Here is a 23,960-nt window from a genome sequence, read left to right as displayed (position 1 = left end):
CCATGGTAACAAAACTCCAAAAACAAATAAAAAAACACCAGAGCATTTTAAACATTGTTGATTTTGAAGCAATCCGGCTCTTTCTTGCTTCTGAACAAGAGATTTTGTCTTGGTCTTATGGTGAAGTAACTAAGCCGGAGACAATTAATTACCGAACCCAGCGGCCGGAAAAAGACGGTTTGTTTTCCGAAAGAATTTTTGGCCCAACCAAAGATTTTGAGTGTTATTGCGGCAAGTATAAAAAAATCCGTTATAAAGGCGTGGTTTGCGACCGTTGCGGGGTTGAGGTGACTAACTCAATTGTCAGGCGAGAACGGATGGGCCACATTGCTTTGGCAGCTCCTTGCGTCCATATCTGGTTTTTGCGCGGCATTCCCTCACGAATTGGCAGTTTGCTTGATCTTTCTTTGCCCCAGTTAGAAAAAGTGATTTATTACACCGGCTATATTATTACCCGGGTTGACCAAGAGGTGAAGAAGAAAGTTTTGGCTGATTTAGAAACCGAGTTTTCTTCAAAAACCAAAGTTCTGAAAAAAGAAAAAAAGGGTAAAACCCTGGCTGATGATCTGAAGAAGCTGGAGAGCATTTACAAAAGGATAAAAGATAGCATTCTTTCTATTGAAGAAAAACGAATTTTAACTGAACTTGAATATCAGCAATTGGCAATGAAGTTCGGCCATGTTTTTGAAGCAGAGACCGGCGCTGAACCGATTAGGAAAATTTTGGAAAACTTAGACTTGAAGAAACTCTATCGTTCCTTAGTAAAGGAGTCAAAAGAAAAAAAATCGCAATCAAGGAAAAAGCTTTTACAGAGATTAAAATTCGTTAAGTCTTTAATTAATTCCGGGGTCAATCCGGAAGCGATGTTCTTTACGACTTTGCCAGTAATTCCGCCAGATTTGAGACCAATGGTTCAGTTAGACGGCGGCCGCTATGCTTCTTCGGACCTAAATGATCTTTATCGCCGAATTATTAATCGGAACAACCGATTGAAAAAATTGATTGAATTGAACTCTCCTGAAGTGATTGTTAGGAATGAAAAAAGAATGCTTCAAGAAGCGGTTGACGCCCTGATTGATAATTCTAGTCGGAAAACCCAAGCCGGGTCCCGGACTGCAATGACTGCCGGCCGCCGGCCGCTGCGTTCTTTAGCGGATATTTTAAAAGGCAAACAGGGCCGGTTTAGGCAAAATCTTCTTGGCAAAAGGGTTGATTATTCTGGACGTTCAGTAATTGTTGTTGGCCCAGGGCTTGGTTTAAATGAGTGCGGAGTGCCGAAAAAAATGGCTCTGGAAATTTTCAAACCCCTAATTATCCACGGTTTAATTGCAAAAGAACTGGCCCACAATACTAAAACTGCTTCTAGAATGATTGAGGACCAGGATCCGGTTGTCTGGGATATTTTGGAAGAGGCAATTCAGAATAAATACATTCTTTTAAACCGGGCGCCAACTTTGCATCGGCTTTCGGTTCAAGCTTTTAAGCCGGTTTTAATTGAAGGATTGGCAATTCAGATTCCCCCTTTGGTTTGTCAGGCATTTAATGCTGATTTTGACGGCGATGCCATGGCAGTGCACTTACCTTTATCAAAAGAAGCCCAGGCCGAAGCTGAAGAATTGATGCTTGCCTCAATAAATGTTTTAAAACCGGCCACTGGCGATCCAATTGCCGAGCCGACCAAAGGAATCATTCTTGGGCTTTATTGGTTAACTGATTTTAGTCAACCAGAAGCAGGGGCTTTAAAAGTTTTTTCTTCGTTTGAACAGGCAATTTATGCATATGAACTTGGGCAAATTGGCCTAAAGGAAAAAATTAAAATTTTAGTTGACAAAAACAATTCTCGCTTAAAGCGAATTGAGGAAAAATATTTAGAGACAACCGTTGGCCGGATAATCTTTAACCAGATTTTGCCAGAAGAAAGTTTATTTGTTAATCAGGCGATTGACAAAAAAACAGCCCAGAAAATCATTAATGAGCTGATTAGATTAAAGGGGCCGGAATCAGCCGGAGAGTTTTTGAATGGTTTTAAAGATTTGGGCTTTAAATATGCGACTCTATCCGGAACTTCTTGGGGCATGGATGATTTGATTATTCCCGAAGAAAGAGAATATTTGGTTAACGAGGCAAAAAAGCAGATTCAGTTAATTACTGACCAACTGGTGAACGGCCTGATCTCTGAAAAAGAAAAAGAGATCAGAGCGATTGAGATCTGGACTAGAACTATCTCTGAACTAAAGGGATTAATTAGCAAAACTCTGCCTGCTGATGGTTCGGTTTTGAACTTGATTAAGTCAAAAGCAAGCGGCAACGAAGATCAAGCCCAGCAGATGATGGTGATGAAAGGTTTGGTTTCCGGGCCATCAGGCCGGGTTTATGAAGTGCCGGTTGAGGGCTGCTATAAAGAAGGCCTGAACCCCTTAGAGTATTTTATCTCTGTTCATGGGGCGCGCAAAGGTTTGGTTGATACTGCCTTGCGAACCGCTGATGCCGGTTATTTGACTCGACGTTTGGTTGATGTGGCTCAAGATGTAGTGATTCGGGAACAAGATTGCGGCGATAAAGTTGGCCGCCTAATCAGCAGAAAAAGAGTCGAAAAAGTAATGATGCAGGATTTTTTCAAGGTTATTTATGGCCGGGTTTTGGTTGAAGATGTTAAGCTGGGCAGGAAGGTTTTAGCCAAAAAAGGCGAGGTAATTGATTGGACTAAAGCAAAATTAATTGTTGAGAGCGAGATTGACAAAATCAGGGTTAGGTCGCCGATGTATTGTCGGACCAGGTTTGGGCTTTGCCAAAAATGTTTTGGCTATGATCTGGGTCGGGATAGACTGGTTAATTTAGGAGATGCGGTTGGCGTTGTTTCAGCTCAATCTATTGGCGAACCCGGCACCCAGCTGACCCTAAGAACTTTCCATACCGGCGGGATTGCTTCTGCTGTTGATATTACCCAGGGTTTACCCCGGGTGGAGGAGATCTTTGAGCTTCATTCACCGAAAGGTAAAGCTGGTTTAGCAAAAAGAGCCGGTCTGGTTAAAGATATTATCAGTGTCGGAGCAGAAAAAGTAATTCAGATTAAGCCAGAATCAGAAAAAACAAAATCTAAATCTAAGAAAAAACAAGCGCTTGATGAATATCCAGTTAGCTCGGGCTTAGATGTTTTAGTCAAAACTGGACAAGCAGTGAAAAAGGGTCAACCTTTGTCAGAAGGAAACTTTGATATTGGGGAAATTTTAAATATTCTGGGTAAAAAAACAGCCGAAGAGTATATTATTAAAGAGATAAAGAAGATTTATCTTGGCCAGGGAGCTGATATTGATGACCGGTATATTGAGGTAATTGTCAGGTTGATGTTCTCTCGGGTTCAGATTAAGGATCCGGGGGATTCTGGATTTCTGCCCGGAGAGGTTATTGATCGGTCAAGATTTTTGTTAGTTAACGACCAGCTGAAAAAAGAAAAGAAAAAATTAGCCAAAGCCGGTCAGTTGATTACCGGAATTACCAAAGCCGCCTTGAGCGCTGAAGGATTTTTGTCAGCGGCTTCTTTCCAGCACACTTCCCGGATTTTGATTAACGCCGCTTTAGCCGGTAAGGTTGATTATCTCCGCGGCCTTAAAGAAAATGTGATTATCGGCAAGATGATTCCGGCTGGGACCGGATTTAGAAAACAAGATCGGACTAGATTCGGTGGAGCTAAATCTCAGAAAAAGAAAAAATCCCGCTAAGCGGGATTTTTTCTTTTTAATTTGAAAATTGTTCGGAGACGGGCTACAATTTCAATAGCAATGGCAAGAAAAAGAAAAACTAAATCTCGCTTGAAAACACCACTTCGTCTGTTGGGCATCTTTAATTATCTCAAATTCGGCAAGCTGAATCCCGAGGCAAAGAAAGTTATTCTCGGCGCCGGCTCGGTATTTTTTGGATTTTTATTTGTTTTAGCCTTTTTTAATTTAGCCGGACCGCTGGGCAGGCTATTGTTGGCTTTGTTTGAAGATTTATTTGGCTGGGGCAAGTGGCTGGTGCCATTGAGCTTTTTTGTTTTTGGTTTTTTCACTTTATTTAAACCGGATCAGGAAAAAAATTATTTTGATACCGGTTTTGGCCTGTTTTTAATTTTAGTTGCTTTGCTTGGTTCGGGCGACTTGCTTGGTCCGGGTTGGTTTGGGATTTTGGGCCGCTTTTTTGGCAGTTTGGAAAAGATTATTGGTTTTTGGCCAAGCTTGATTGGCTTTTTGACCCTTTTAATCATTGGTTTTGTCCTGGATTTTGGCAATCTGGCTAAAGATTTCTTAGCCGCAAGAAAGCAGCGGCCTTTAGTTAAGTTGGACAAGATTCGTTTGCCTGTTTCTGAACCAATTCAACCGGATGGTTTAGAAGAAAAAATTGAGCCAAAATCCGTTGTTCAGGCAGAGAGAAAAATAACCGGTGTCCAGAGATTTAAAAAACCTTTTATTGATTCTTCGGGCTGGCAGTTTCCGTCTTTAGATTTATTAGAAACCGATGGTACTAAACCGACTGTTGGCGATATTCGAGTTAATTCCCAAATTATTCAAAGAACTTTAGCGGATTTTGGCATTGCCGTGGAGATGGGGGAGATTAATATCGGCCCGACCGTAACCCAGTATACTTTAAAACCAGCCCAAGGGATTAAGCTTTCCCGAATCGTGGCGCTTCAGAACGACTTAGCTTTAGCTTTGGCCGCCCATCCATTACGGATTGAGGCACCAATACCAGGCAAATCTTTGGTTGGGATTGAAGTGCCGAACAAAACTCCGAGCTTGGTTAGGTTGAGATCTTTAGTTGAATCCCCTGGCTTTGCCGATTCCCCGGCGCCTTTGCTTTTTCCTTTAGGCCGAGATGTAATGGGCGCTCCGGTTCTGACTGATGTTTCCAAGCTGCCCCATTTGCTTATTGCTGGCGCGACCGGCGCCGGTAAATCAATTTTTATTCATAGCATCTTAACTTCATTGGTTTATCGCAATCCGCCTGATTCGCTTCGGTTTATTTTGATTGATCCAAAAAGAGTTGAGCTTTCTGCTTACGAGGATATTCCTTATCTTCTTTGTCCGGTGATTACTCAAGGTAAAAAAGCGATTTTGGCCTTAAAATGGGCGATTACTGAAATGGAACGGCGTTATGATCTTTTGCTTGAAGAAAAAGCCAGGGATATTCTTTCTTACAACCAAAAAATCGGCAAAAACAAAGAAAAAGCCCTGCCTTATATTTTGATTTTTATTGACGAGTTAGCTGATTTAATGTCAGTTTACGGCAAAGAGCTTGAAGCAATTATTATTCGTTTATCCCAGATGGCCAGAGCAACCGGAATCCATTTAATTGTTTCAACTCAACGGCCCTCGGTTGAAGTGATTACCGGTTTGATTAAAGCCAATATTACTGCCCGAATCGCTTTTCAGGTTGCTTCTCAGGTTGATTCAAGAACAATTTTGGACGCGGCTGGAGCAGAAAAGCTTTTGGGCCGGGGCGATCTGCTTTTTATCTCTGCGGAAACTTCTAAACCAAAAAGAATTCAAGCTTCTTATATCAGCGAAAAAGAAGTTGAGCGGGTGGTTGATTACTTGAAGCAAACAGGCAAAAAAATCTTGGGTGAAGAGTTTGGCTATGATTCAGATATTTTAGAGATGCTCAATCAGGATTTGGCTGAGGTTCGGGAGTCAGAGCTTTTGGGCGATGAAGACGAGCTTTATCAAAGAGCTTATGAAGTGGTGGTTCAATCGCGAAAAGCCTCTGCTTCTTTGCTTCAGCGGCGCTTGCGAATTGGTTATGCCCGGGCGGCCCGGCTTTTGGATATGCTTGAAGCCAGAGGCGTAATTGGCCAGGCTCAAGGGGCAAAACCCCGGGAAGTTTACATTCAAGATCAGGAGTTTACCGGCCAAGATAATTCAGATGAGTTTAATTATGAAGCAGACTGAAAACCAAAAACAACCGTTAGGTATTGGCGAGCAGTTAAAAACTCTTCGGGAATCAGCTGGCTTGAGTTTAGTTCAGCTGTCCCAGCTCTCGGGTTTGTCCGAAGAGCTGATGATGGAAATTGAGGCGGATAATTTTTCTCGGATTTCTTCTCTGCCTTATCTAAAAGGCATTTTAAAAAAATACGCCCGTTTTTGCCAAGCTGATTACCAAGAGCTGTTTGGGTTGGCTAAAAATCAGGTCGAGTTTAAGCAATCAGGCAAAAATGATCTGCTGCCGCCGAATCGGTTCAAGTTGAATCGGTTTTTCTTTCGGTTTAATTGGCACCCTTTACTGATAGTTGTTTTTATTTTTTTGGCTTATCTAATTTATCAGCTGGCTTCTTTAGCTCTGCCGCCAAAAATTATTCTGGCTGATTTTTCTGAAACCAGCAGTTCAAGCTATTATTTAGTTTCCGGCAAAGTCTGGGGCAAAACCAAGGAGTTTTTCATTAACGGGGAACGGGTTTTTTTGAAAAACAACCATCAGTTTGAAAAAAATCTTTATTTGAGCGGCGAGGTTAATTTGATTGAGCTTAAAGCGATTAATTATTTTGGCCAAGAAACCAAGCTTAATAAAATGGTGATTTTTCAGTCGGCGTTTTGAATGGTATAATTTTATTAAGCTATTAAATTTTTATTTTATTTATGTCGCCCCAGAAAGCAAAAAAAACAAAAAAACTCTCTTCAGCCAAAGAAGAAAAACTTGAGGAATTAATCAAAGATCTTCAGTCGCGCTATGGCGAAGGCACAATTATGGTCCTTGGCCAAGTGGCAAGAGTTGATGTTGATGTGATTCCGACCGGATCTATTTCTTTAAACCTGGCTTTAGGCGTCGGCGGCTTGCCTCGGGGCAGATTAATCGAGATCTATGGTCCAGAGTCTTCCGGCAAAACCACTTTGGCTTTGCATGTTGTTGCTGAAGCCCAGAAACAAGGCGGCCAAGCGGCTTTTATTGACGCAGAGCACGCTTTAGATCCGGAATACGCTAAAAAAATCGGAGTTAAGGTTTCTGATTTATTGATTTCTCAGCCGGATACAGGCGAGCAGGCCTTGGAGATTGTTGAGTCTTTGGTTCGGACCCAGGCCCTGGATGTGATTGTGATTGATTCGGTTGCGGCGCTGACTCCGCGGGCAGAGATTGAAGGAGCAATGGGAGATCAGTTTATTGGCTTGCAAGCCAGATTAATGTCTCAAGCTTTGAGAAAGTTGACCGCGATTGTTTCAAAATCAAAAACCGTGGTTATTTTTATTAATCAGATCAGGATGCAGATCGGAATGTACGGAAATCCAGAAACCACTCCCGGGGGCAAGGCGCTGAAATTTTATTCTTCGGTCAGGATTGAGGTCCGCCGAGCGGCCCAGATTAAAAAAGGCGATGAGATTGTCGGCAATCGGGTTAAAGCCAAAGTCGTGAAAAATAAAGTGGCGCCGCCATTCCGGACCGCTGAGTTTGACATTATGTATAACCAGGGAATCTCTTATCTTGGCGACTTGATTAATACTGGAATAAAATACAATCTGGTTAAGCGGGCCGGGGCGAGCTATGCTTTTAATGAAGAAAAGCTCGGAGTTGGTTTTGAGGCAGCCCAGTCCTATTTAGCAGAAAATCCCCAGACCGCGAAAAAAATTGAATCAGCGATAAACCAATTATTTAAAAAACCGCCGGAGAAATAAAATCCTTATGAATTTTTTTGCCTTCTGGCACAAACCGGGTCAGGTGGTTGGAAAGGCTAAGAGTTTTTTAAGCTTTTCTTTTATAGAGCTTCTGCTTGCTCTCGGAATTGTTTCGATTATTTTTTCTTTGGCGGTTTTTTATTCTAATCCGATTTTTTTATTCAAGGGAGTTAGGGACGGCCAGAGGGTTAAAGACCTTAATCAATTGTTTTTAGAAATTAATCATTTATCAGAAAAATTTCCTTCTGAATCATTAGGCAATAGCAGTGTTGTTTATCTTTCTCTGCCTGATAGCGCTGCCGATTGCTCAAGCTATAATTTGCCTGCTTTGCCTTCAGGCTGGAGCTATTATTGTTCAGACTTCCAGAACTATAGAAAATCAAACGGCTTGGGTTGGCTGCCGATTAACTTCAGTTTAGATTCAATTGGTCCCCTGCCCGAAGACCCGCTGAACAGTAAAGATTATTATTATGCCTATGTTGTTGATAATAACCGGCAATTTGTTTTAACTTCGTTGCTTGAGTCAGAAAAATATTTAAAGGGATTCGCTTTTAAAGACGGCGGCATTGACGACTCCCGGTTTGAGATTGGCGCCAATCTTTTTCTTTGGTCTTTACCCTTAGGCTTGAGCGGATATTGGGATTTTGACCAGCTTTCTGGCAGTTTAGTTTTAGACCGTTCCGGTTATGCTAATAATGGCGATGTTTTTGGAGCGGTTTTGGTTCCAGGGAAAACTGGCTCGGGCTTGAGTTTTGATGGTAATGGCGATTATGTTCAGTTTAGCAATCTGCCGGTGGACACTGCGTCTGGGGGATTTAATTCAGTTGAACTTTGGATGTATTGGAACGGCCAAGAAGATGAGATAGTTTTTGGCTGGGATGCGCCTTATGGTTTGAGTTTAGATCATGGCTGCTTAGGGTTTAATGTTGGCCAGGGCAATCTCTTGGGCGTGTCGCACCAAGGTTTGGCTCAAAATTGGGCTCATCTGGTGGCAGTTTTTTATAATGGCGTACCTGCTTATGATAATGTCAAGCTTTATTTAAACGGCAAAAGCCAAGATCTGCAGAACTGCCACGGTTCAACTACGCCGGCGAAAAACGCGACTCAAACCGGTTTTGTTGGCACTTGGGGAGCGGGTCAGCAAAGCCAGTTTAACGGCATTATTGACGGGTTTAAGATTTACAATCGCATTTTAACCGAGGCCGAGGTTCAAGCTTTGTACCAAGCGACTAAATAATCAGTTAAATTGACTAATTGCTTCAGCTGTGTTAAATTCTTTAATAATGGGAACAGGAATTTATCAGATCTGTTTTTGGCTGAAAGATCCGGGCGCGGACCGGATTCCGGAAGCAGAGCAGAAAAAAATTGAACAAGCAATTAGCCGCGCCGGAGGCGCGATTATCTCTTCTCGGCCATTGGGAAAACGGCCAATGGCTTATCCGATTAAAAAACAAACCACCGGCTTTTGGGGTGAGGTGGTTTTTTCTTTGACTCCGGGAAAATTAAAACAAGTAGAAAAATTGCTTTTATATGAAGATCAAATCTTGAGAAAAACTATTTTTACGGTTTTGCCGGAGAAACGTAAAAAAGCCGTTAGGCCAAGAAAGCCGGCGCCGGTTTTTGAAACAGCTCCGACTGATTCTGCCAAAGAAATAAAAGAACCGGTTTCTGATAAAGTTTTAGAAACAAAATTAAAAGAAATTTTAGAGGATGAATCTTAATAAAGTTGTTTTAATTGGTCGGGTGGTTCGGGAGATCGAGCTTCGGACTACGCCTCAAGGCCAGTCAGTGGCCAGCTTTCCTTTGGCGACCAACCGGTTTTGGACTGACAAAGCCGGGCAAAGGCAGGAAGAAACTGAGTATCACAATATTGTTGTCTGGGGCCGGCAAGCCGAAATCTGCAAGCAATATGTTGATAAAGGCAGGCTGTTAATGGTTGAAGGCAGATTGAAAACCCGGTCCTGGGATGCGCCGACAGGCGAGAAAAAATACCGGACCGAAGTGGTTGCTGATCGGGTTCAGTTTGGGCCAAGAGCTGCATTCAGCCAAGAAAAAATGGACCTGCCCGAAGTTCCGGAAGAAAAAATTTCTGACCAAAACGAGATTCCGGTGATTGAACCGGGCGAGCCGGTTGAGTCAGACCTGGATTTAGACGAAAACCTGCCGTTTTAAATTATGGCTAAATGGCTTTATTCCTCAACCAATTTCTAATTTAACGATAAAATAATGAAAAAGACAAAACAATGTTATTTTTGCGGCCGAGCGCCAATAAATTGGCAAGACGCTGAAACCTTAAGGCGTTTTTTAGCGGTTTCCCAAAAAATCAAACCTCGGGCAAAAACCGGACTTTGCGCCAAACATCAGCGGGAGCTGGCCCGAGCAGTTAAACGAGCCCGGCAGATGAGCTTGTTGCCATATCTGCCCGAGTAAACAGAGAATAAAGAATTGGGAATTAAGAATAAAAACAAGCCCCAAGAGCTTGTTTTTTTGTTTTATTTTCTAAGTTTAGTTAGAAATTTTTAGCGGGCCAGACGGGATTTGAACCCGCGACCTTCTCCGTGACAGGGAGACGAGCACTCCGGGCTGCTCCACTGGCCCTTAATTTTTATATCTTTCAAAAATCCTCTTTTTTCTCGTTAAAAATAAACCATTTTCGACGTTCTGATAAAGAAAGTTATAGAGAGATAAAGAATCATGAATGGAAAACCAAAGACGGTAGCTACGTTCATGAAAATATAGGGTCCCACCAGCTATAATTTTCTTCAGTTTTAGATTCCGCCATATTTGTTTTAGAATCAATTTGCCGCCAGAAGTAAAACCCGAGCTTAAAACCGTTGATTTTTTGTTTCTGTCTTTTCGTTGATATGTACAGATGTTGACACTTCCGTCGCCATCAAAATATCCTCTCAAAAAGTCAGAAAAGTATTTACTGGGAATTTTGGGCAGTTTTTCATGACAACTTTTCTTTGGTTTTATGCCGAGTTTTAAAAGATCTGTAAATATTTTTTTAGAACCAATCTGAAGACGGTATCTTATCCGGCCCTTTTTGGGTTTGTAAACGCTGATTTTTAAATCCGAATCAAAAACTTTCCTTATTTTCACGATAATTTCTTTATCTATAGATTGAATCTCTGTAAAATAAGCGCCTCGTTTATTTTTGATTAAGGAGCCATCTGCTAAAATATATCCCAAAACATAAGCCATTTGACTAGTCCATTTTTCAAAGAGCACTTCATTCTTTCTTCTAAACATTGGGCTCATGAAATTTTATTTTACTAAAAAAACTTAGTTTTAGCAATGAAAAACCCCTCGCAGTTGCGAGGGGAGAGTTGTTTGGGGGTGTCCGCAAAAGACAGAGTCTTTAGGCGGCTAAGGCCGCCAGCCTTCTGACAACCCCCGATTATACTTATATTATAGCATACTTCCTTATGATTGTCAAATAGATGTTAGGTCAAACTGTTTTAAGCAAAAAATATGCTAAAATTTCTTAAACAAAGTTTTAAAGGAGGTTGCTATGAAAACCAAAATAATTTCCTGGATAATTTCCTGGATTTGGTTTTTGGTCCAAGGAGTTTTGATTTTTTTCTTGGCTCTTTGGATTTTAAAAAATTTCTTTTTTAAATAGCCCGTCTAGGAGAACGGGCTATTTTGTTTTTAAATAAAAAATCCAGGCAATGCCTGGGTTAGAAAGCCATCGGCTAAGAGCCGATGACCGCAATGAATAATTTTTTGGTGCCAGGGGAGAGGCTTGAACTCTCGACCTCGGCGTTATGAGTGCCGCGCTCTAACCAGCTGAGCTACCCTGGCCTAAAGTTTTTTCTAAAGCATTATAATCGTTAAACAGGACTAAATCAACGAATAACGAATCAGTTGCGAATAAGCGAATATACGAATAACAAATAAAGAAAAATTCGTTTATTCGTAAATTCGTATAAATTCGTTATTCGTTGGGATTGTTCCATTCATCTTTAATCTAAAATCTGATTTTTTCTCGTCTCGCGAGATCTGGCGTAGCCAGAAAATTGGTAATTGAAAATTAATGTTTATTCTTTTTTAAGCGCTTTGGGGTTGTAAATGTTGTTCGGGTTCCATAAATACCAGCCAAAATCTAAGCCATTATCATCAATTGCTTGAATCTGCTTTCTGACTATTTCCGGGGTATAGTCAGCGCCCAGATTAAATGCTTGGAGCCAGGGCCGGAGTTCAGCCAACTTGATTTTTTTCTGTTCTAATTCAGTCGTGCCAGAAGCTAATCGGCTGAATAGCTCAACTCGGCGCTGGATTGCGCTTTCTAAGGAATAATCAATTACTTCATAAGGATATAAAGCCGGGTTTTTATAGCCTAAAAAGCCGTTAGCATAATGAGACGGATAAACCATTGGTGAAACATAATCAAAATATAAATAAGCATCTTCAATAATTTGGCCAATATTCATATCTGATTCATCAAAAGTCGCCTGGCCAAATAAATCTGCAGAAAGAATTATCCCCTCGGGTTTTAGGCTTTCATTTAAGTATTTAAAAAACCTTTTGATAGTTTCGAACTTGGTTTCTGTTTCCGGATTATAAACCGGATAAGCTAAATTAGAGATATCGCCATCAGAAGGGAACCGGATATAATCAAAATTAAGCTCGTCAACTCCTAAAGCAATTGCTTGTTTGGCAATCTCTAAGTTATAATCCCAGACTTTTCGGCTGGCCGGATCAACCCAAGCTAAGTTTTTCTGGTCACGCCAGATCTTGCTGTTGGTTTTATTTTTCACTGCCAGTTCTGGTTTGGTTTCAGCCAGATAAAGGTCCTGAAAAACCGCGATTCTGGCAATGATATAGATATTTTCCTGATGAAGTTTTTGGATTAGCTCTTTAAAATTTTTAATTCTGATTTCTTTTGAACCAATCTGTTTGATTAACTCGCTGTTTGTTTCAAACGCGACTTTGCCGGAATAATCTTTGATATCAATCACCACCGCGTTAATCTCGGTAGTTTTCGCTAACTCAATAACTTGATTGATTTTTTCCGGATTACCCGCAGACCAAGAAGTTAGATAAACTGCTTTGACAGTTTTGGGTACAGGATTTAATCTTTGCGGTATTGGACTGGGCGAGACTTTGGCGATTAGTTTTTTCAGTTCCAAATCAGCGGAAAAGTTATATCTGCTTTTTAAAAGCAAAGCGCTAGTTAAAAAAGCGCCGGCTAAGCCAAGAACAATCAGTTTTTTACTCATAAGCCGCTTTTATCTGGTTGACAATCGCTTCAACATCCTGGAAATAATTATCTGAACCCAAAACAATCACGGCGACTGGCCTTTTTTCGCCTCTAATCTCAAGCTCAAACAAAGAAACAATTGTTTCCTTGCTCGCCCGAGTTAGACCAATCTTGCCGCCGATAAAATTATCCCAGATTGAGCCGGAGTATTTTGGTTTATTAAAGTTAGCCAAGCCGGTAAATTTGGGCTGGCCGTAAGCCGAGGCCAAAGTCTCGCCAGTGCTGATTTTTAAGATAAAGTTGCGGTTAAAATAAAGGTATTTTGCCAGAACAAACAAGTCTTCGGCATTAGAAGCGCTGACCGGACTGATGCCGGAGGAGTCGGCAAAAATAGTTTTTTCCATTCCTAAAGCTTTGGCTTTTTTGTTCATTAGCTCAATAAACCTTTGGGGTCCGGTGAAGTAGCTTAACGCCTGAGCTGCTTCATTAGAAGATTCTAACATTAACGGGAAAAGCAGATCATAAGCAGAATAAACCTGGCCGATCTTTAGTCTTGGCACAGTGGTATAAGTCAGCATTGTGCCGGTAATCGTGATTTCTTTTTCCAAATTAATATATTCAGTGGCAATTAAAGCAGTCATTAGTTTGGTTAACGAGGCAATCGAGACCACCTCTTGAGAGTTTTTTTGGAAAAAAACAAAATTGTTTTTCAAATCAACTGCTAAATATTGGTCAGCCGAGACTTTTGGCTGTTTGACTGAATGAGAAAACTGGTCAGTTTCAAAATCTTTTTCAAAAACTAAAACCGGCATACCTAACTCGGCTTTTTCAAAGATTTCTTTGGCGTCATTGGTAAAGAGCTTAATACAGCCGCCAGTATAACTTAGCTCGGTTTCTCGGCCGTCAGGATAATAAGGAATGCCGTGAATAAAAAAATTGCCTTGAAACTGCATTGAATAAGGCATATAAACCTGGCCGATTGAGGAAAAATGGATCTTCTCTTTGGTTTCAATTTTATAAACTCCAGCCGGGGTTTCCCACCAAGAACCTTCCTTGCCCTTGCCGACTATCTTGGCCTTTTTTATTTCTTGGCCGCTTTCATAAAGAGCAATTTCCATAGTTGAGAGATTGGCTTCAATAAAGTTAGCTCTATCATTGACGAGCTGGTTTTTGACTCGGCTGAAAAATCCTGGTTCAGCCATTTTGGGCCAAGAGCCGTATTCTAAATTAAAAGCTGAAGCGATCTGGTTTTCATCCTGAAGCACTAATTGGTATTGATAAACTACTTGCCGGTAAATAAAAAATAAAACTATAGCAATGATTAGAAAAATAAAAATGGCTGTTAAGGAAAGCCAGAAAGGAATTTTTTTTGCCAACAGAGCTTTTAATTTAAGCATACCCGGTAGTGAAAATTTGACTAATTTTTAACTATCTTTGGTTTTTTTGAATTTAATTATTTTTAAACTCGATTTTCCTGTATTTCTTGTTCCCCAGTAAATAGATGGCGTCAGGCGCTGTCAAATTTCTACTGCCGGGCATATTGATAAATATACCATAAATTAAATCACGCCTCTATAAATAAAGGCGTGATTCAATGACAGGAGCTGTCTGCTTCGTGAAAAATCGCGAATTAGACACACTCGCTTATGTTGCTATTATAGCACAGACTTACGGAGAAATCAACCCCGTTAGAGAAAAGTCGCTGTAAATCCCGTTAGAGATGAAATCTCTAACGGGGTAAACAACTGAAGTCGCGCCTTTGGCGCAGCGTTCTCTAACGAAGCCAACCCCGCACTGAATTTTGGCGGTGGCTCAACACTTTTTGTTAATTGCTTACAAGCATTGATGATGCTTAATAAAAGAGTTAGACCAGCTCTGGATTATTTTATTAGGTTTTAGCTTCGCCGCAAAAAGTTGCCAAAAATCTAGTCTAGAGCTTGCCCCTATGCTTTGGCTAAGTGATTTTGGGCACCCCGCAGCTCTTGCTGTTTTGTTTGAATCTGTGATTCTAAAGAATGGATTGCTCTGCCGGTTCCCAGTTGTGCCTCGGCCTTTCCTGATTCTGAATTTTGCCTTAAAACACCTAGTCTTGCCTGAAGCGCTTGAAGTTCTTGTCTTATTCGTTGAATCTCGGCTTGCAAATAAGCAATTGTTTCCGGACTAGATTCTGATTTTCTAATCGCTTTCTCGGTGTCAAATGATTCTCTCACCGGCTTTTTATAGAAGTTAAATTTCATTGAATTGATCGGGATTAATTATGCTTTGTTTCTCTATCCTGGTCCCGGCTAAGAGTTTACTCCTGTCAAAATAAATAAGCGAGTGCTGCTTAGCCGGGGCCAGGCCGGAGAAAACTGCTATAATTATAGCATTAAGAGTTTTTTTGCCAAGATAATCTGATTAATGTTTAAGGTTCAAAAAAATATTTCCCTAAAGCCTTATACCAGTTTTAAGATTGGCGGCAAAGCCAGATTTTTTATTCAGGCAAAAACCAAACAGAATTTAGTCACCGGCTGCGAGTTGGCTTTAAAAGAGAGTTTGCCAATTTTAATTTTAGGCGGAGGCAGCAACTTATTGATTAATGATAAGAAAACAATCAATGCTGCGGTAATCCTGATTACCAATCAAGACTTTGAAATTTCTAAAAACAAAATTAAAGTTGGCGCTGGTTTTGGTTTAGACAGTCTAGTTAAGAAAAGCGTTGAAAACAATCTCCGCGGTTTGGAATATTTGTCCGGTATTCCCGGAACAGTTGGCGGCGCTATTTACGGCAATGCCGGCGCTTATGGGAAATCAATCTCTGATTATTTAGTTGAAGCAGAGGTTTTTAATGGCAGAGATTTTAAAAAATTTTCTAAACTTAATTGTCAGTTCAGCTATCGGGACAGCTTTTTCAAGAGAACTAAATTTGCTATCTGGCAAGGTTTATTTGAATTGGAACCGGGCAACAGAAAGGTTTTGGAGAATATCCGACAGGCAATTTTGGCTTATCGCCAGATTCGTTATCCAAATAAATTTAAAAGCGCGGGCAGTTTTTTCAAAAACGTTTCCCAGGGCAAATTTGCCAAAAAAGCCTTAAAAAACTTGCCTAAATGCGCCTTTTCCGGCCAGGAGGTGGCAGCCGGTTTTTTGATTGAGCAAGTTGGTTTGCTGGGTAAAATCTTTGGCGGAGCAAAGATCGCTGATCATCAAGGCAATTATTTGATTAATTTTAAAGATGCTAAGGCCGAAGACGTGATTAAATTGGCAAAATTAGCAAGAAAAAAAGTCTTCCAAAAATTTGGAGTTGAATTGGAGCCAGAAGTGCAGTTGATTGGTTTTAGTAATAAAGTTTTTTAAGTACTTTATTTATTGGGTTTTGATTAAAAATTAAAAGTTGATAATTGAAGATTTAAAATCAAGAATTTTTCAAAAAATTCTTGATTTTGAGTTATCCACAATTGCCAAACAAATTTTATTTACTTAAAATTAAATTAAAAGATTGTTTTAATTTTTTTGTAAGTTCTTTTGGCAAGTGTTGAATTTTTTCAAGGTCGACGCTTGCCAATTAAATTTTTTTAAAAACCATGGCAGTAAAAAAAAGAAAAGCCGCGGCTAAAAAGGCAGCGCCCAAAAGAAAAGCGGCGCCAAAGAGAAAGGCCGCAGCTAAAAAAAGAAAATAATTCAGGGATAGGAAAACAAAGCCCCGCTTTTAATTTAAGCCAAAGCGGGGTTTTTGTTTGTCAAAACAAAGATTTTGAGTTAAACTTGATTAATTATGAAACTTCAGCTTTCTACTAATGATTTTCAACTGACTCCGGCGATTGAAAATTACTTAGAAAAGAAGCTTGGCAAAACAGAAAAGCTTCTTTCTCGGTTTGATGGCGAGTTTTTGTTTGAGGTTTCCATTGCCAGAATTTCCCATCAGCGAGAAGGCAAGATTTTAGAGCTGGTTCTGAACCTGCATCTGCCGAAGAAAATTATTCGGACCCAAGAGAAAGGCGGCGATATCTACGCCTTGATTGATATTGTCGAAGAAGAAATAGCTCGCCAGGTCAAAACTGAAAAAAACAAATCATTAACTAAGGTTAGAAAAGGGGCGAGGCAAGCAAAGAAAAAAATTGTTTCTGACAAAGGCTAAGTGTTTAAATTTTTTAGAAAATTTTTTAAAGATGCTAACCAAAAAGCAATTGAAAAATTATTGCCTTTGGTTGAGTTGGTTAATCAGCAAGAAAAAGATTTAGCTTCTCTTTCTGATCAAGAGATCAAGCAGAAAAGCTTGACTTTAAAGGGGCAGGTTCAGTCTGGGAAAGAAAAAGATTTGGGAGCGGTTTTGCCCGAAGCTTTTACTTTGGTCAGAGAAGCGGCGAAAAGAACTTTAGGCCAGCGGCATTTTGATGTCCAGGTCCTGGGCGGGATAGTTTTGAGCCAGGGGAAAATTGCCGAGATGAAAACCGGCGAAGGCAAAACTTTGGCCGCAACTTTGCCGGCTTATCTTCATGGCTTGACCGGCAAGGGCGTTCATATTGTTACCGTAAATGATTATTTGGCTCAGCGCGATGCAGTTTGGATGGGCCAGATTTATTATTTCTTGGGATTGTCAGTTGGCTGTTTGGTTCATGAACAAGCGTTTTTATACGATCCTGATTGGAAGCAGGGGCTGGGAGATAAAGAACGGGATAAGCTGGGCGGGTTTAAAGTCTTTCACGAGTTTTTAAAACCGGTGGAGAGAAAAACCGCTTATCAGGCGGATATTGTTTATGGAACCAACCACCAGTTTGGTTTTGATTATCTCAGGGACAATTTAGCTTACCAGGAAAAGGATTTGGTCCAGCGTCCGCTTTATTTTGCTATTATTGACGAGGTTGACAGCATTCTGATTGATGAAGCGAGAACGCCTTTAATTATCTCGGCGCCGGATCAAGATGCGACCAGGATTTATAAAGAATTTGCCAAAATTATTCCTCGGCTTAAGCCGAGCGAGGATGTTGAGGTGGAAGAGAAAAAGAAAAAGGTTTTTCTCACCGAGGCCGGGGCAGAAAAACTGAAAAATCTTTTGGGCCGGGATATTTACGAAGAAAACAACTTGGTTTTAATCCACCATTTAGAAGAAGCCTTGCAAGCCAATTTTCTGTTTCAGCGGGACAGGGACTATGTTGCTAAGGATGGAGAGATAATTATTGTTGATGAGTTTACCGGTCGGTTGATGCATGGCCGGCGTTATTCTGGCGGCTTGCACCAAGCCCTGGAAGCAAAAGAAAATTTGAGAGTTCAAGAAGAAAATCGGACTATGGCAACAGTGACGATCCAAAATTATTTTCGGCTTTATCCAGTTTTATCAGGCATGACCGGCACCGCTTTAAGTTCAGCTGAAGAGTTCGCTAAAGTTTATCAGCTTCAGTCTTTACCGATTCCAACCAATAAACCAATGATTCGGAGAGATCTGCCGGACAAGATTTTTGTTTCTGAAAAAGCCAAGCTTAAAGCTTTAGTTGAAGAAATAAAAAAGCGGTATCAGCAAGGCCAGCCGCTTTTAGTCGGAACAATCTCAATTGAGAAAAATGAGTATCTTTCCAAACTTTTAAAAAGAGAGGGGATTCAGCACTCGCTTTTGAACGCGAAAAATCATGAAAAAGAAGCCGAGGTTATTGCCCAGGCCGGAGAAAAAAATGCGGTGACCGTGGCGACTAATATGGCCGGCCGAGGAGTAGATATTATTTTGGGCGGCAACCCTCCGGATCCAGTTGCCGCAGAGCAGGTTAAACAACTTGGCGGTTTGCATGTGATTGGCACCGAGAGGCATGAAGCCAGGCGAATTGATGACCAGTTGCGCGGCCGGGCCGGCCGGCAAGGCGATTCGGGCTCGTCCCAGTTTTTTGTTTCTTTAGAAGACGAGCTGATGAGGCGGTTTGGCTCTGATCGGATTTTGGGTTTAATCCGGAAACTTAATCTGCCTGATGACCTGCCAATTGAAAACGAGTTTGTTTCCAAAGCGATTAATTCAGCCCAGCAAAAAATTGAGGGCTTTAACTTTGATATCAGAAAGCATATTTTAGAGTATGACGATGTTCTGAACAAACAAAGAGAAGCGTTTTATCGGAAAAGAAAAACAATTCTTTTGGCTGATCAGGAGCAGCTGGATCAAGAATTAAAAGATTTGGTTCGGCAAGGTTGTGAGTTTTTCTTTAATCATTCCGGAGAATTAAAAGAACAGGTAAGCAATTTTAATCAATTAGCTCAATTGCCAGAGGAAACCGAGGCCGAATTGTTAAAAGCCGCTTCTTTGACTGAAATCCAATCGCTAATCTTTCACCAGATAAAAAACAAAACCCTTCCCGGAGAACTAATCAAGAACATTTTTTTGAGGACTTTGGATCTGCTCTGGATGGAACAGCTTGAAGCAATGGAGCACCTTCGGGATACTGTGGCTTTGCGGAGCTATGGCCAGCGCGATTCCCTGGCTGAATATAAGCACGAGGGCCATCAAATGTTCAAAGCTCTTTGGCAGAACTTTTCTTGGTCGAGCTTGATTAGTCTAATTAGGATTCAATATGATTCAGCTCAAGCTGGATAAATTTGAAGGGCCGCTATCATTGCTTTTGGAGCTGATTGAGCAGAATCAGCTTGATATTACCCAGGTATCTTTAGCCCAGGTGACTGACCAGTATCTGAATCTGGTTGAGTCTGAAAACCTGCCATTGTTTCAGCTGGCAGATTTTTTAGTCGTCGCTTCCCGGTTGCTTCTAATTAAATCAAAAGTGCTTTTGCCGTTTCTGGACTTGACTGAGGAAGAAGAGCAAGAAGCAAAAGAGCTTGAACTGGCTTTAAAAGAATACCAGCGTTATAAAGAGCAGACAAAAAAAATCAATCAATTGTTTCAGGCAAAAAACCTAATTCTTAGCCGTCAGCTTTGGCAAGGCAGGCAAGCCGGTTTTTCCCCGCCCCAAGAATTAAACCTCAATGAATTAGAAGCCGCGTTCATTTCTTTGCTTAATTCGCTGGAAAAATTTATTCTGCCCAAACAAACCGGTTATCTGGAAAAAGCGATTTCGGTTGAAGAAAAGATTCAGCAGATTCTTAAAAAAGTTGAAAATCAGGCAGTTTTGTCTTTTAATAGCTTAGTTTCCGGGCAGCCAAAGAAAATTGACTTAATTATTAATTTCTTGGCTTTGCTTTTTCTTTTTCGCCAGAAGATTGTTTTTTTGGAGCAGAAAACCCGGTTTAAGGAAATTAAAATAAGCAAGCTTAATCATAATGGAAGTTGAAAAAGAGCAGGGAATCAGGGCGGTTTTGGAAGCAATGCTTTTTGCTTATGGCGAACCATTGGCAATCAAAAAAATTGCTCAAGTTTTGTTTCTCCCCGGGGACCAGATTGAACAATTGCTTGATCAATTAGAAACAGAATTAAACCAGAATCCAGATCGGGGGGTTTATCTTATCAGAAACGGAGATCAAATTCAGCTCGGAACCAAACCAGAGCATTATCCGGTTTTAGCAGAGCTGTTAAGACAGGATTTCCAAGAAGAGTTGACCCCGGCCAGTTTAGAGGTTCTGACCATAATTTTGTATCGCAGTCCAATTTCTCGGGCCGAGATAGATTTTATCCGCGGGGTTAACTCAACCTATATTTTAAGAATGCTTCTAATCCGTGGTTTGATTGAACGAGAGATTAACCCGAAAAACCGATTGGCTTTTTTATACCGGCCGAGTTTTGAGCTATTAAAGTTTTTAGGCGTTAGCAATCCCAAGCGCCTGCCTGATTTTGATAAACTTAATCAAAAAATGACCGAGCTGATAATTAGAGAGCAAGAAAATCAAAAGCATGAAGCAGAATAGTTTTTATTATTTCTTGGGACTTGGTTTTTTAATTGTCTTTTTTCTGGCAGGAATTTTATATTTTAGTTTTAGAAATTTTTCCAGCCAAGAAGCGGTTAGCCCGGCAGTTAGTTCAGAATTAGAAGATTATCCTAAAACTACTTATCTGCCGGTTAAATTTTCTCCGGCCCCGGGTGAGGTTTTAGCTAGACCGGATTTAAAAGCTAAAGCCGGTTTACTTTTTGACTTAAATGCCAGCCAGTCTGTTTTTGAAAAAAATTCTGAAGAAAAACTGCCGATTGCTTCTTTGACTAAGCTGATGACTGCCTTGGTGGTTTTGGAAAATTTTTCCGGTCAGCGAGATGACCGATTTTTTATTTTGGATGATGATTTAAAAATAGAGAACTCCTATACAGATTTAAAGCCCGGAGATAACTTCAGTTTTGACGAACTTTTGCATTTAATGCTGATTCGTTCAGATAATGTGGCCGCTTTTGTTTTGGCTAAGACAGTTGCCGGAGATGAATCTTCATTTGTTTTAAGAATGAACCAAAAGGCCCGGTTTTTAGGAATGGAAAACACTCTTTTTTATGATTCTGCCGGTTTAGAAAATAATATCTCGACAGCTTCAGATTTGCGAATCTTAGCTAAAGAGATTTTAAGCTCCTATCCGGAAATTTTTTCTATTTCAAAGATTAATGAACTGACCATTGTCAGTCCGAATAAGAAAACCTTTGAAATAAAGAACACCAATGTTTTGATAGGTAAAATCCCCGGGCTGGTTGGTTCCAAAACCGGTTTTACTCCCGAAGCCCTGGGCAGCTTGTTAGTGGTTTTTGATTATAATCAAAAAACTTTAGTCAGCGTGGTTTTGGGGTCAGAAGACAGGTTTGGCGACAGCTCGGCTTTAATCAGTTGGTACTGGCAACTGAAGTCTGATAACATTAATTAGATTCAAGTAATCAGTTAAAATGGAATTAATTATTCAAGGTTTAAGATTTATTGTTATTGCCGTGTTTTCTTTTGGCGTTGGCATGATTTTAGTTTCTCCGGTAGAGAAGTTGATTAAAAGATTGAACAGCCGAAAAAGAATTATCAAAGAAAACGCGCCGATCTTCAGCCAACTACATGCTTCAAAAGAAGGCACGCCAGTAATGGCCGGAATAATTATCTGGGGAACCGTAGTAATTGTTATCTTTGCTTTATTTCTGCTCTCTTTCTTTTTCGACGGGTTTTGGGGACAGCTGTCTTTTTTAAGCCGGCCCCAGACTTATCTGCCTTTGGCAGGAATGGTTTTGGCTGCTTTGGCTGGCGCCGCAGATGATATTGCTGGAATAGTTAAGTTCCGGGGCAAGAACGGTTTTTCTTTAAGAGAAAGACTGGCGATTTTCTTTTTTGTTGCTTTAGCCGGCGCCTGGTGGTTTGCCGCTAAATTAGAATGGGACAGCTTGTATGTTCCGTTTTTGGGCGAGGTGGCAGTCGGAGTCTTGGCTTATGCGGCCTTTTTTATTTTAGTAGTGATGGCAACTTCTTTTTCTCTTGACCTGACTAATGGTTTGGATGGTTTGGCAGAAGGAGTGGCTTTAATTACTCTCTCCTGTCTGGCAATCGTTGCTTTTGCTAATCAAAAATATGAATTAGCAATGTTTGTTGGCAGTTTGATTGGCGGCTTAGTGGCATTTTTGTGGTTTAATATTTATCCGGCTCGGTTCTTTATGGGCGATACCGGCGCAATGTCTTTGGGAGTGGCAATTGCGATTATTGCTTTATTGACCAACACCGCTTTCCTTTTACCATTTTTCGGCTTTATTTTAGTGGTTGAATCTTTGTCTGATATTATCCAATTAAGCTCAAAAAAGTTTTTCAAGAAAAAGATTTTTATTTCGGCGCCGATTCATCATCATTTTGAGGCTAAGGGCTGGCTTGAACCTCAGATTACGATGCGGTTTTGGATTGTTTCCGGCATTATGGCCAGCTTGGGTTTAATTATCTTCTTCCTGGATAAATTTTTATTAAGTTAAATGGAAATTTTTAAGATTAAAGGCGGCAAATCTTTATCAGGAGAGATTCTTGTTTCGGGTTCAAAAAATGCTTGTTTGCCGATTCTGGCGGCAACAGTTTTAAATTCTGGAACAACTAAGTTAACAAATGTGCCTTTTATCAAAGACGCCTTAACTTTAGTTGAGATCTTAAAGTTTTGGGGCGCGGAGATAGTTCTTAAAGAGAATCAGCGCGAAATCAAGATCAATAATAGCAATTTTGAGCCAAAAGAATCTGAGCTAGCTAATGAGTTATTTAGAAAATTAAGAGGCTCGATTTTATTAGTTGGGCCAGTTTTATCAAAGTTTGGGAAGATAAAGATTCCTTTACCTGGCGGCGATTTAATTGGTGCCAGGCCTTTAGATGCGCATTTTGACGGCTTTGTTAAACTCGGCGCGATTTTGGAAAAAGAAGATAGCTTAATTAAGCTTTCAGCTCCTAAAGGCTTGGTTGGTTCCAAAATTGTTTTGAAAGAGATCTCGGTTACCGCGACAGAAAATTTAATTATGGCCGCGGCTTTTGCTCGAGGCGAAACCATAATTAAATTAGCCGCGACTGAACCCCATGTTCAGGATCTGTGTTTTTTTCTGGGAAAACTAGGCGTAAAGATTCAAGGCATTGGCAGTCATATTTTAAGGATTCAAGGATTGGCTGGTAAAGACTTAAATTTTAATTTAGAACACCAGCTTATCCCTGATTCAGATGAGACAATGAATCTGGCCGCTTTGGCCGGAGCAACTCGTTCAGAAATAGCCTTAAGAAATATCAATCCTGATTTTATTGATGCTGGTTTATTAAAGCTTGAAGAAATTGGAGTTAATTTTGAGCTGGGCAGAGATTTTTTGGCAATTAAAAAACCAACCCGGGTTTACCAAGCGGCTAAATATCAGTGCGGTTTATATCCGAAGTTGATGTCTGACCAGATTCCTCCTTTGGCAGTTCTGGCCACCCAAGCTCAGGGCGTGTCAATGATTCAAGAATGGATGTATGAAGGCCGATTGGGCTATATTAATGAATTGGTAAAGATGGGCGCTAATGGAGTAATTTTAGATCCGCACCGGGCTTTGATTATCGGGCCAACTCCGCTTCAGGGCGCGGAGTTAAAAAGTTTGGATATTCGGGCCGGGATGACTGCAATTATTGCTGGTTTGGTGGCTGAAGGGGAAACAACAATTTCAGATGCTCAAGTAATTGACCGGGGTTTTGAAAAAATTGACAAGCGCTTGCGGCAGGTTGGCGCAGAAATTAAAAGACAAGCGGCTTAATTAAAACTGTCAGCAGTTTTG

General features: G+C 40.6%; 20 protein-coding genes and 2 tRNA genes. 16 read left to right on the top strand and 6 right to left on the bottom strand.

Going from position 1 to position 23,960, the window contains the following annotated elements; translation table 11 throughout:
• The first annotated feature begins 2 nt into the window (after nucleotides 1-2).
• From rpoC to rpsR, 8 genes are read left to right on the top strand one after another with little or no spacing between them, the layout of a single operon-like run.
• Nucleotides 3-3,719 (top strand): DNA-directed RNA polymerase subunit beta', encoded by a 3,717-nt coding sequence (gene rpoC / locus AB1721_01710; GenBank protein ID MEW5805422.1) that lies wholly within the window; start codon nucleotides 3-5, stop codon nucleotides 3,717-3,719.
• A gap of 60 nt (nucleotides 3,720-3,779) precedes the next feature.
• Complete coding sequence (locus tag AB1721_01705) at nucleotides 3,780-5,924, top strand: DNA translocase FtsK (GenBank protein MEW5805421.1); 2,145 nt, start codon at nucleotides 3,780-3,782, stop codon at nucleotides 5,922-5,924.
• The gene (locus AB1721_01700; GenBank protein ID MEW5805420.1) at nucleotides 5,911-6,567 is read left to right on the top strand and encodes a helix-turn-helix domain-containing protein; all 657 of its coding nucleotides are present in this window, start codon (nucleotides 5,911-5,913) and stop codon (nucleotides 6,565-6,567) included. Before AB1721_01705 ends, AB1721_01700 begins: the two co-directional genes overlap by 14 nt.
• A 41-nt stretch (nucleotides 6,568-6,608) precedes the next feature.
• A complete protein-coding gene (gene recA, locus AB1721_01695) occupies nucleotides 6,609-7,637 on the top strand; it encodes a recombinase RecA (protein MEW5805419.1) in 1,029 nt (342 codons plus the stop codon).
• A gap of 7 nt (nucleotides 7,638-7,644) precedes the next feature.
• Nucleotides 7,645-8,874, top strand: coding sequence for a LamG domain-containing protein (locus AB1721_01690; GenBank protein MEW5805418.1), 1,230 nt, complete (start codon nucleotides 7,645-7,647; stop codon nucleotides 8,872-8,874).
• 46 nt (nucleotides 8,875-8,920) lie between these two features.
• Nucleotides 8,921-9,358, top strand: a complete 438-nt coding sequence (locus AB1721_01685) for a 30S ribosomal protein S6 (protein MEW5805417.1) — start codon at nucleotides 8,921-8,923, stop codon at nucleotides 9,356-9,358.
• Nucleotides 9,348-9,809 carry a single-stranded DNA-binding protein gene (gene ssb / locus AB1721_01680; GenBank protein MEW5805416.1) on the top strand — a complete coding sequence of 154 codons (462 nt, stop codon included), beginning with the start codon at nucleotides 9,348-9,350 and terminating at the stop codon, nucleotides 9,807-9,809. The genes AB1721_01685 and ssb overlap by 11 nt, the downstream gene beginning before the upstream one ends.
• A 54-nt stretch (nucleotides 9,810-9,863) precedes the next feature.
• The gene (rpsR, locus tag AB1721_01675) at nucleotides 9,864-10,067 is read left to right on the top strand and encodes a 30S ribosomal protein S18 (GenBank protein MEW5805415.1); all 204 of its coding nucleotides are present in this window, start codon (nucleotides 9,864-9,866) and stop codon (nucleotides 10,065-10,067) included.
• Nucleotides 10,068-10,160: 93 nt separating this feature from the next.
• Here the strand turns inward: rpsR and AB1721_01670 are convergent.
• The 6 genes from AB1721_01670 to AB1721_01645 form a co-directional block, all read right to left on the bottom strand.
• Nucleotides 10,161-10,235: transfer RNA gene (locus tag AB1721_01670), tRNA-Asp, on the bottom strand.
• The gene (locus AB1721_01665; GenBank protein ID MEW5805414.1) at nucleotides 10,236-10,889 is read right to left on the bottom strand and encodes an LAGLIDADG family homing endonuclease; all 654 of its coding nucleotides are present in this window, start codon (nucleotides 10,887-10,889) and stop codon (nucleotides 10,236-10,238) included.
• Nucleotides 10,890-11,367: 478 nt separating this feature from the next.
• A tRNA-Met gene (locus tag AB1721_01660) sits at nucleotides 11,368-11,444 on the bottom strand.
• Nucleotides 11,445-11,680: 236 nt separating this feature from the next.
• A complete protein-coding gene (locus tag AB1721_01655; protein ID MEW5805413.1) occupies nucleotides 11,681-12,862 on the bottom strand; it encodes a putative glycoside hydrolase in 1,182 nt (393 codons plus the stop codon).
• Entirely contained in the window at nucleotides 12,855-14,240 is a 1,386-nt protein-coding gene (locus AB1721_01650) for a L,D-transpeptidase family protein (GenBank protein ID MEW5805412.1), read from the bottom strand. Before AB1721_01650 ends, AB1721_01655 begins: the two co-directional genes overlap by 8 nt.
• A gap of 546 nt (nucleotides 14,241-14,786) precedes the next feature.
• Nucleotides 14,787-15,080, bottom strand: a complete 294-nt coding sequence (locus AB1721_01645) for a hypothetical protein (GenBank protein MEW5805411.1) — start codon at nucleotides 15,078-15,080, stop codon at nucleotides 14,787-14,789.
• A gap of 163 nt (nucleotides 15,081-15,243) precedes the next feature.
• Here AB1721_01645 and murB point away from each other — a divergent pair, with 163 nt between their 5' ends.
• The 8 genes from murB to murA all read left to right on the top strand — a co-directional run bounded on the left by murB (nucleotide 15,244) and on the right by murA (nucleotide 23,939).
• On the top strand, nucleotides 15,244-16,179 hold the full coding sequence (gene murB, locus AB1721_01640) for a UDP-N-acetylmuramate dehydrogenase (protein MEW5805410.1): 936 nt from the start codon (nucleotides 15,244-15,246) through the stop codon (nucleotides 16,177-16,179).
• 418 nt (nucleotides 16,180-16,597) lie between these two features.
• Nucleotides 16,598-16,960 carry a ribosome-associated translation inhibitor RaiA gene (gene raiA, locus AB1721_01635; protein ID MEW5805409.1) on the top strand — a complete coding sequence of 121 codons (363 nt, stop codon included), beginning with the start codon at nucleotides 16,598-16,600 and terminating at the stop codon, nucleotides 16,958-16,960.
• Complete coding sequence (gene secA / locus AB1721_01630; GenBank protein ID MEW5805408.1) at nucleotides 16,961-19,393, top strand: preprotein translocase subunit SecA; 2,433 nt, start codon at nucleotides 16,961-16,963, stop codon at nucleotides 19,391-19,393. It begins immediately after the preceding gene.
• Nucleotides 19,371-20,084: a ScpA family protein gene (locus tag AB1721_01625; GenBank protein MEW5805407.1), complete on the top strand. Its 714-nt coding sequence runs from the start codon at nucleotides 19,371-19,373 to the stop codon at nucleotides 20,082-20,084. Before secA ends, AB1721_01625 begins: the two co-directional genes overlap by 23 nt.
• Nucleotides 20,074-20,655 (top strand): SMC-Scp complex subunit ScpB, encoded by a 582-nt coding sequence (locus AB1721_01620; protein MEW5805406.1) that lies wholly within the window; start codon nucleotides 20,074-20,076, stop codon nucleotides 20,653-20,655. Before AB1721_01625 ends, AB1721_01620 begins: the two co-directional genes overlap by 11 nt.
• Entirely contained in the window at nucleotides 20,642-21,586 is a 945-nt protein-coding gene (locus AB1721_01615) for a serine hydrolase (protein ID MEW5805405.1), read from the top strand. Before AB1721_01620 ends, AB1721_01615 begins: the two co-directional genes overlap by 14 nt.
• A 19-nt stretch (nucleotides 21,587-21,605) precedes the next feature.
• Complete coding sequence (locus AB1721_01610; GenBank protein MEW5805404.1) at nucleotides 21,606-22,655, top strand: hypothetical protein; 1,050 nt, start codon at nucleotides 21,606-21,608, stop codon at nucleotides 22,653-22,655.
• Entirely contained in the window at nucleotides 22,656-23,939 is a 1,284-nt protein-coding gene (gene murA, locus AB1721_01605) for a UDP-N-acetylglucosamine 1-carboxyvinyltransferase (protein ID MEW5805403.1), read from the top strand.
• Nucleotides 23,940-23,960 lie beyond the last annotated feature (21 nt).

Source organism: Patescibacteria group bacterium (genome assembly GCA_040753135.1).
Classification (GTDB): Bacteria; Patescibacteriota; Minisyncoccia; order UBA6257; family Brennerbacteraceae; genus JBFMGR01.
This window is presented reverse-complemented; position numbering and strand designations above follow the sequence as displayed.

What these genes read in the sequence shown, in the direction of transcription:
- AB1721_01625 (MEW5805407.1), top strand. Translation starts at nt 19,371, where the DNA reads ATGATTCAGCTCAAGCTGGATAAATTTGAAGGGCCGCTATCATTGCTT.
- raiA (MEW5805409.1), top strand. Translation starts at nt 16,598, where the DNA reads ATGAAACTTCAGCTTTCTACTAATGATTTTCAACTGACTCCGGCGATT.
- AB1721_01690 (MEW5805418.1), top strand. Translation starts at nt 7,645, where the DNA reads ATGAATTTTTTTGCCTTCTGGCACAAACCGGGTCAGGTGGTTGGAAAG.
- AB1721_01665 (MEW5805414.1), bottom strand. Translation starts at nt 10,889, where the DNA reads ATGTTTAGAAGAAAGAATGAAGTGCTCTTTGAAAAATGGACTAGTCAA.
- AB1721_01685 (MEW5805417.1), top strand. Translation starts at nt 8,921, where the DNA reads ATGGGAACAGGAATTTATCAGATCTGTTTTTGGCTGAAAGATCCGGGC.
- AB1721_01645 (MEW5805411.1), bottom strand. Translation starts at nt 15,080, where the DNA reads ATGAAATTTAACTTCTATAAAAAGCCGGTGAGAGAATCATTTGACACC.
- rpsR (MEW5805415.1), top strand. Translation starts at nt 9,864, where the DNA reads ATGAAAAAGACAAAACAATGTTATTTTTGCGGCCGAGCGCCAATAAAT.
- murA (MEW5805403.1), top strand. Translation starts at nt 22,656, where the DNA reads ATGGAAATTTTTAAGATTAAAGGCGGCAAATCTTTATCAGGAGAGATT.
- AB1721_01620 (MEW5805406.1), top strand. Translation starts at nt 20,074, where the DNA reads ATGGAAGTTGAAAAAGAGCAGGGAATCAGGGCGGTTTTGGAAGCAATG.
- AB1721_01705 (MEW5805421.1), top strand. Translation starts at nt 3,780, where the DNA reads ATGGCAAGAAAAAGAAAAACTAAATCTCGCTTGAAAACACCACTTCGT.
- rpoC (MEW5805422.1), top strand. Translation starts at nt 3, where the DNA reads ATGGTAACAAAACTCCAAAAACAAATAAAAAAACACCAGAGCATTTTA.
- recA (MEW5805419.1), top strand. Translation starts at nt 6,609, where the DNA reads ATGTCGCCCCAGAAAGCAAAAAAAACAAAAAAACTCTCTTCAGCCAAA.
- AB1721_01650 (MEW5805412.1), bottom strand. Translation starts at nt 14,240, where the DNA reads ATGCTTAAATTAAAAGCTCTGTTGGCAAAAAAAATTCCTTTCTGGCTT.
- ssb (MEW5805416.1), top strand. Translation starts at nt 9,348, where the DNA reads ATGAATCTTAATAAAGTTGTTTTAATTGGTCGGGTGGTTCGGGAGATC.
- AB1721_01700 (MEW5805420.1), top strand. Translation starts at nt 5,911, where the DNA reads ATGAAGCAGACTGAAAACCAAAAACAACCGTTAGGTATTGGCGAGCAG.
- AB1721_01610 (MEW5805404.1), top strand. Translation starts at nt 21,606, where the DNA reads ATGGAATTAATTATTCAAGGTTTAAGATTTATTGTTATTGCCGTGTTT.
- murB (MEW5805410.1), top strand. Translation starts at nt 15,244, where the DNA reads ATGTTTAAGGTTCAAAAAAATATTTCCCTAAAGCCTTATACCAGTTTT.
- AB1721_01615 (MEW5805405.1), top strand. Translation starts at nt 20,642, where the DNA reads ATGAAGCAGAATAGTTTTTATTATTTCTTGGGACTTGGTTTTTTAATT.
- AB1721_01655 (MEW5805413.1), bottom strand. Translation starts at nt 12,862, where the DNA reads ATGAGTAAAAAACTGATTGTTCTTGGCTTAGCCGGCGCTTTTTTAACT.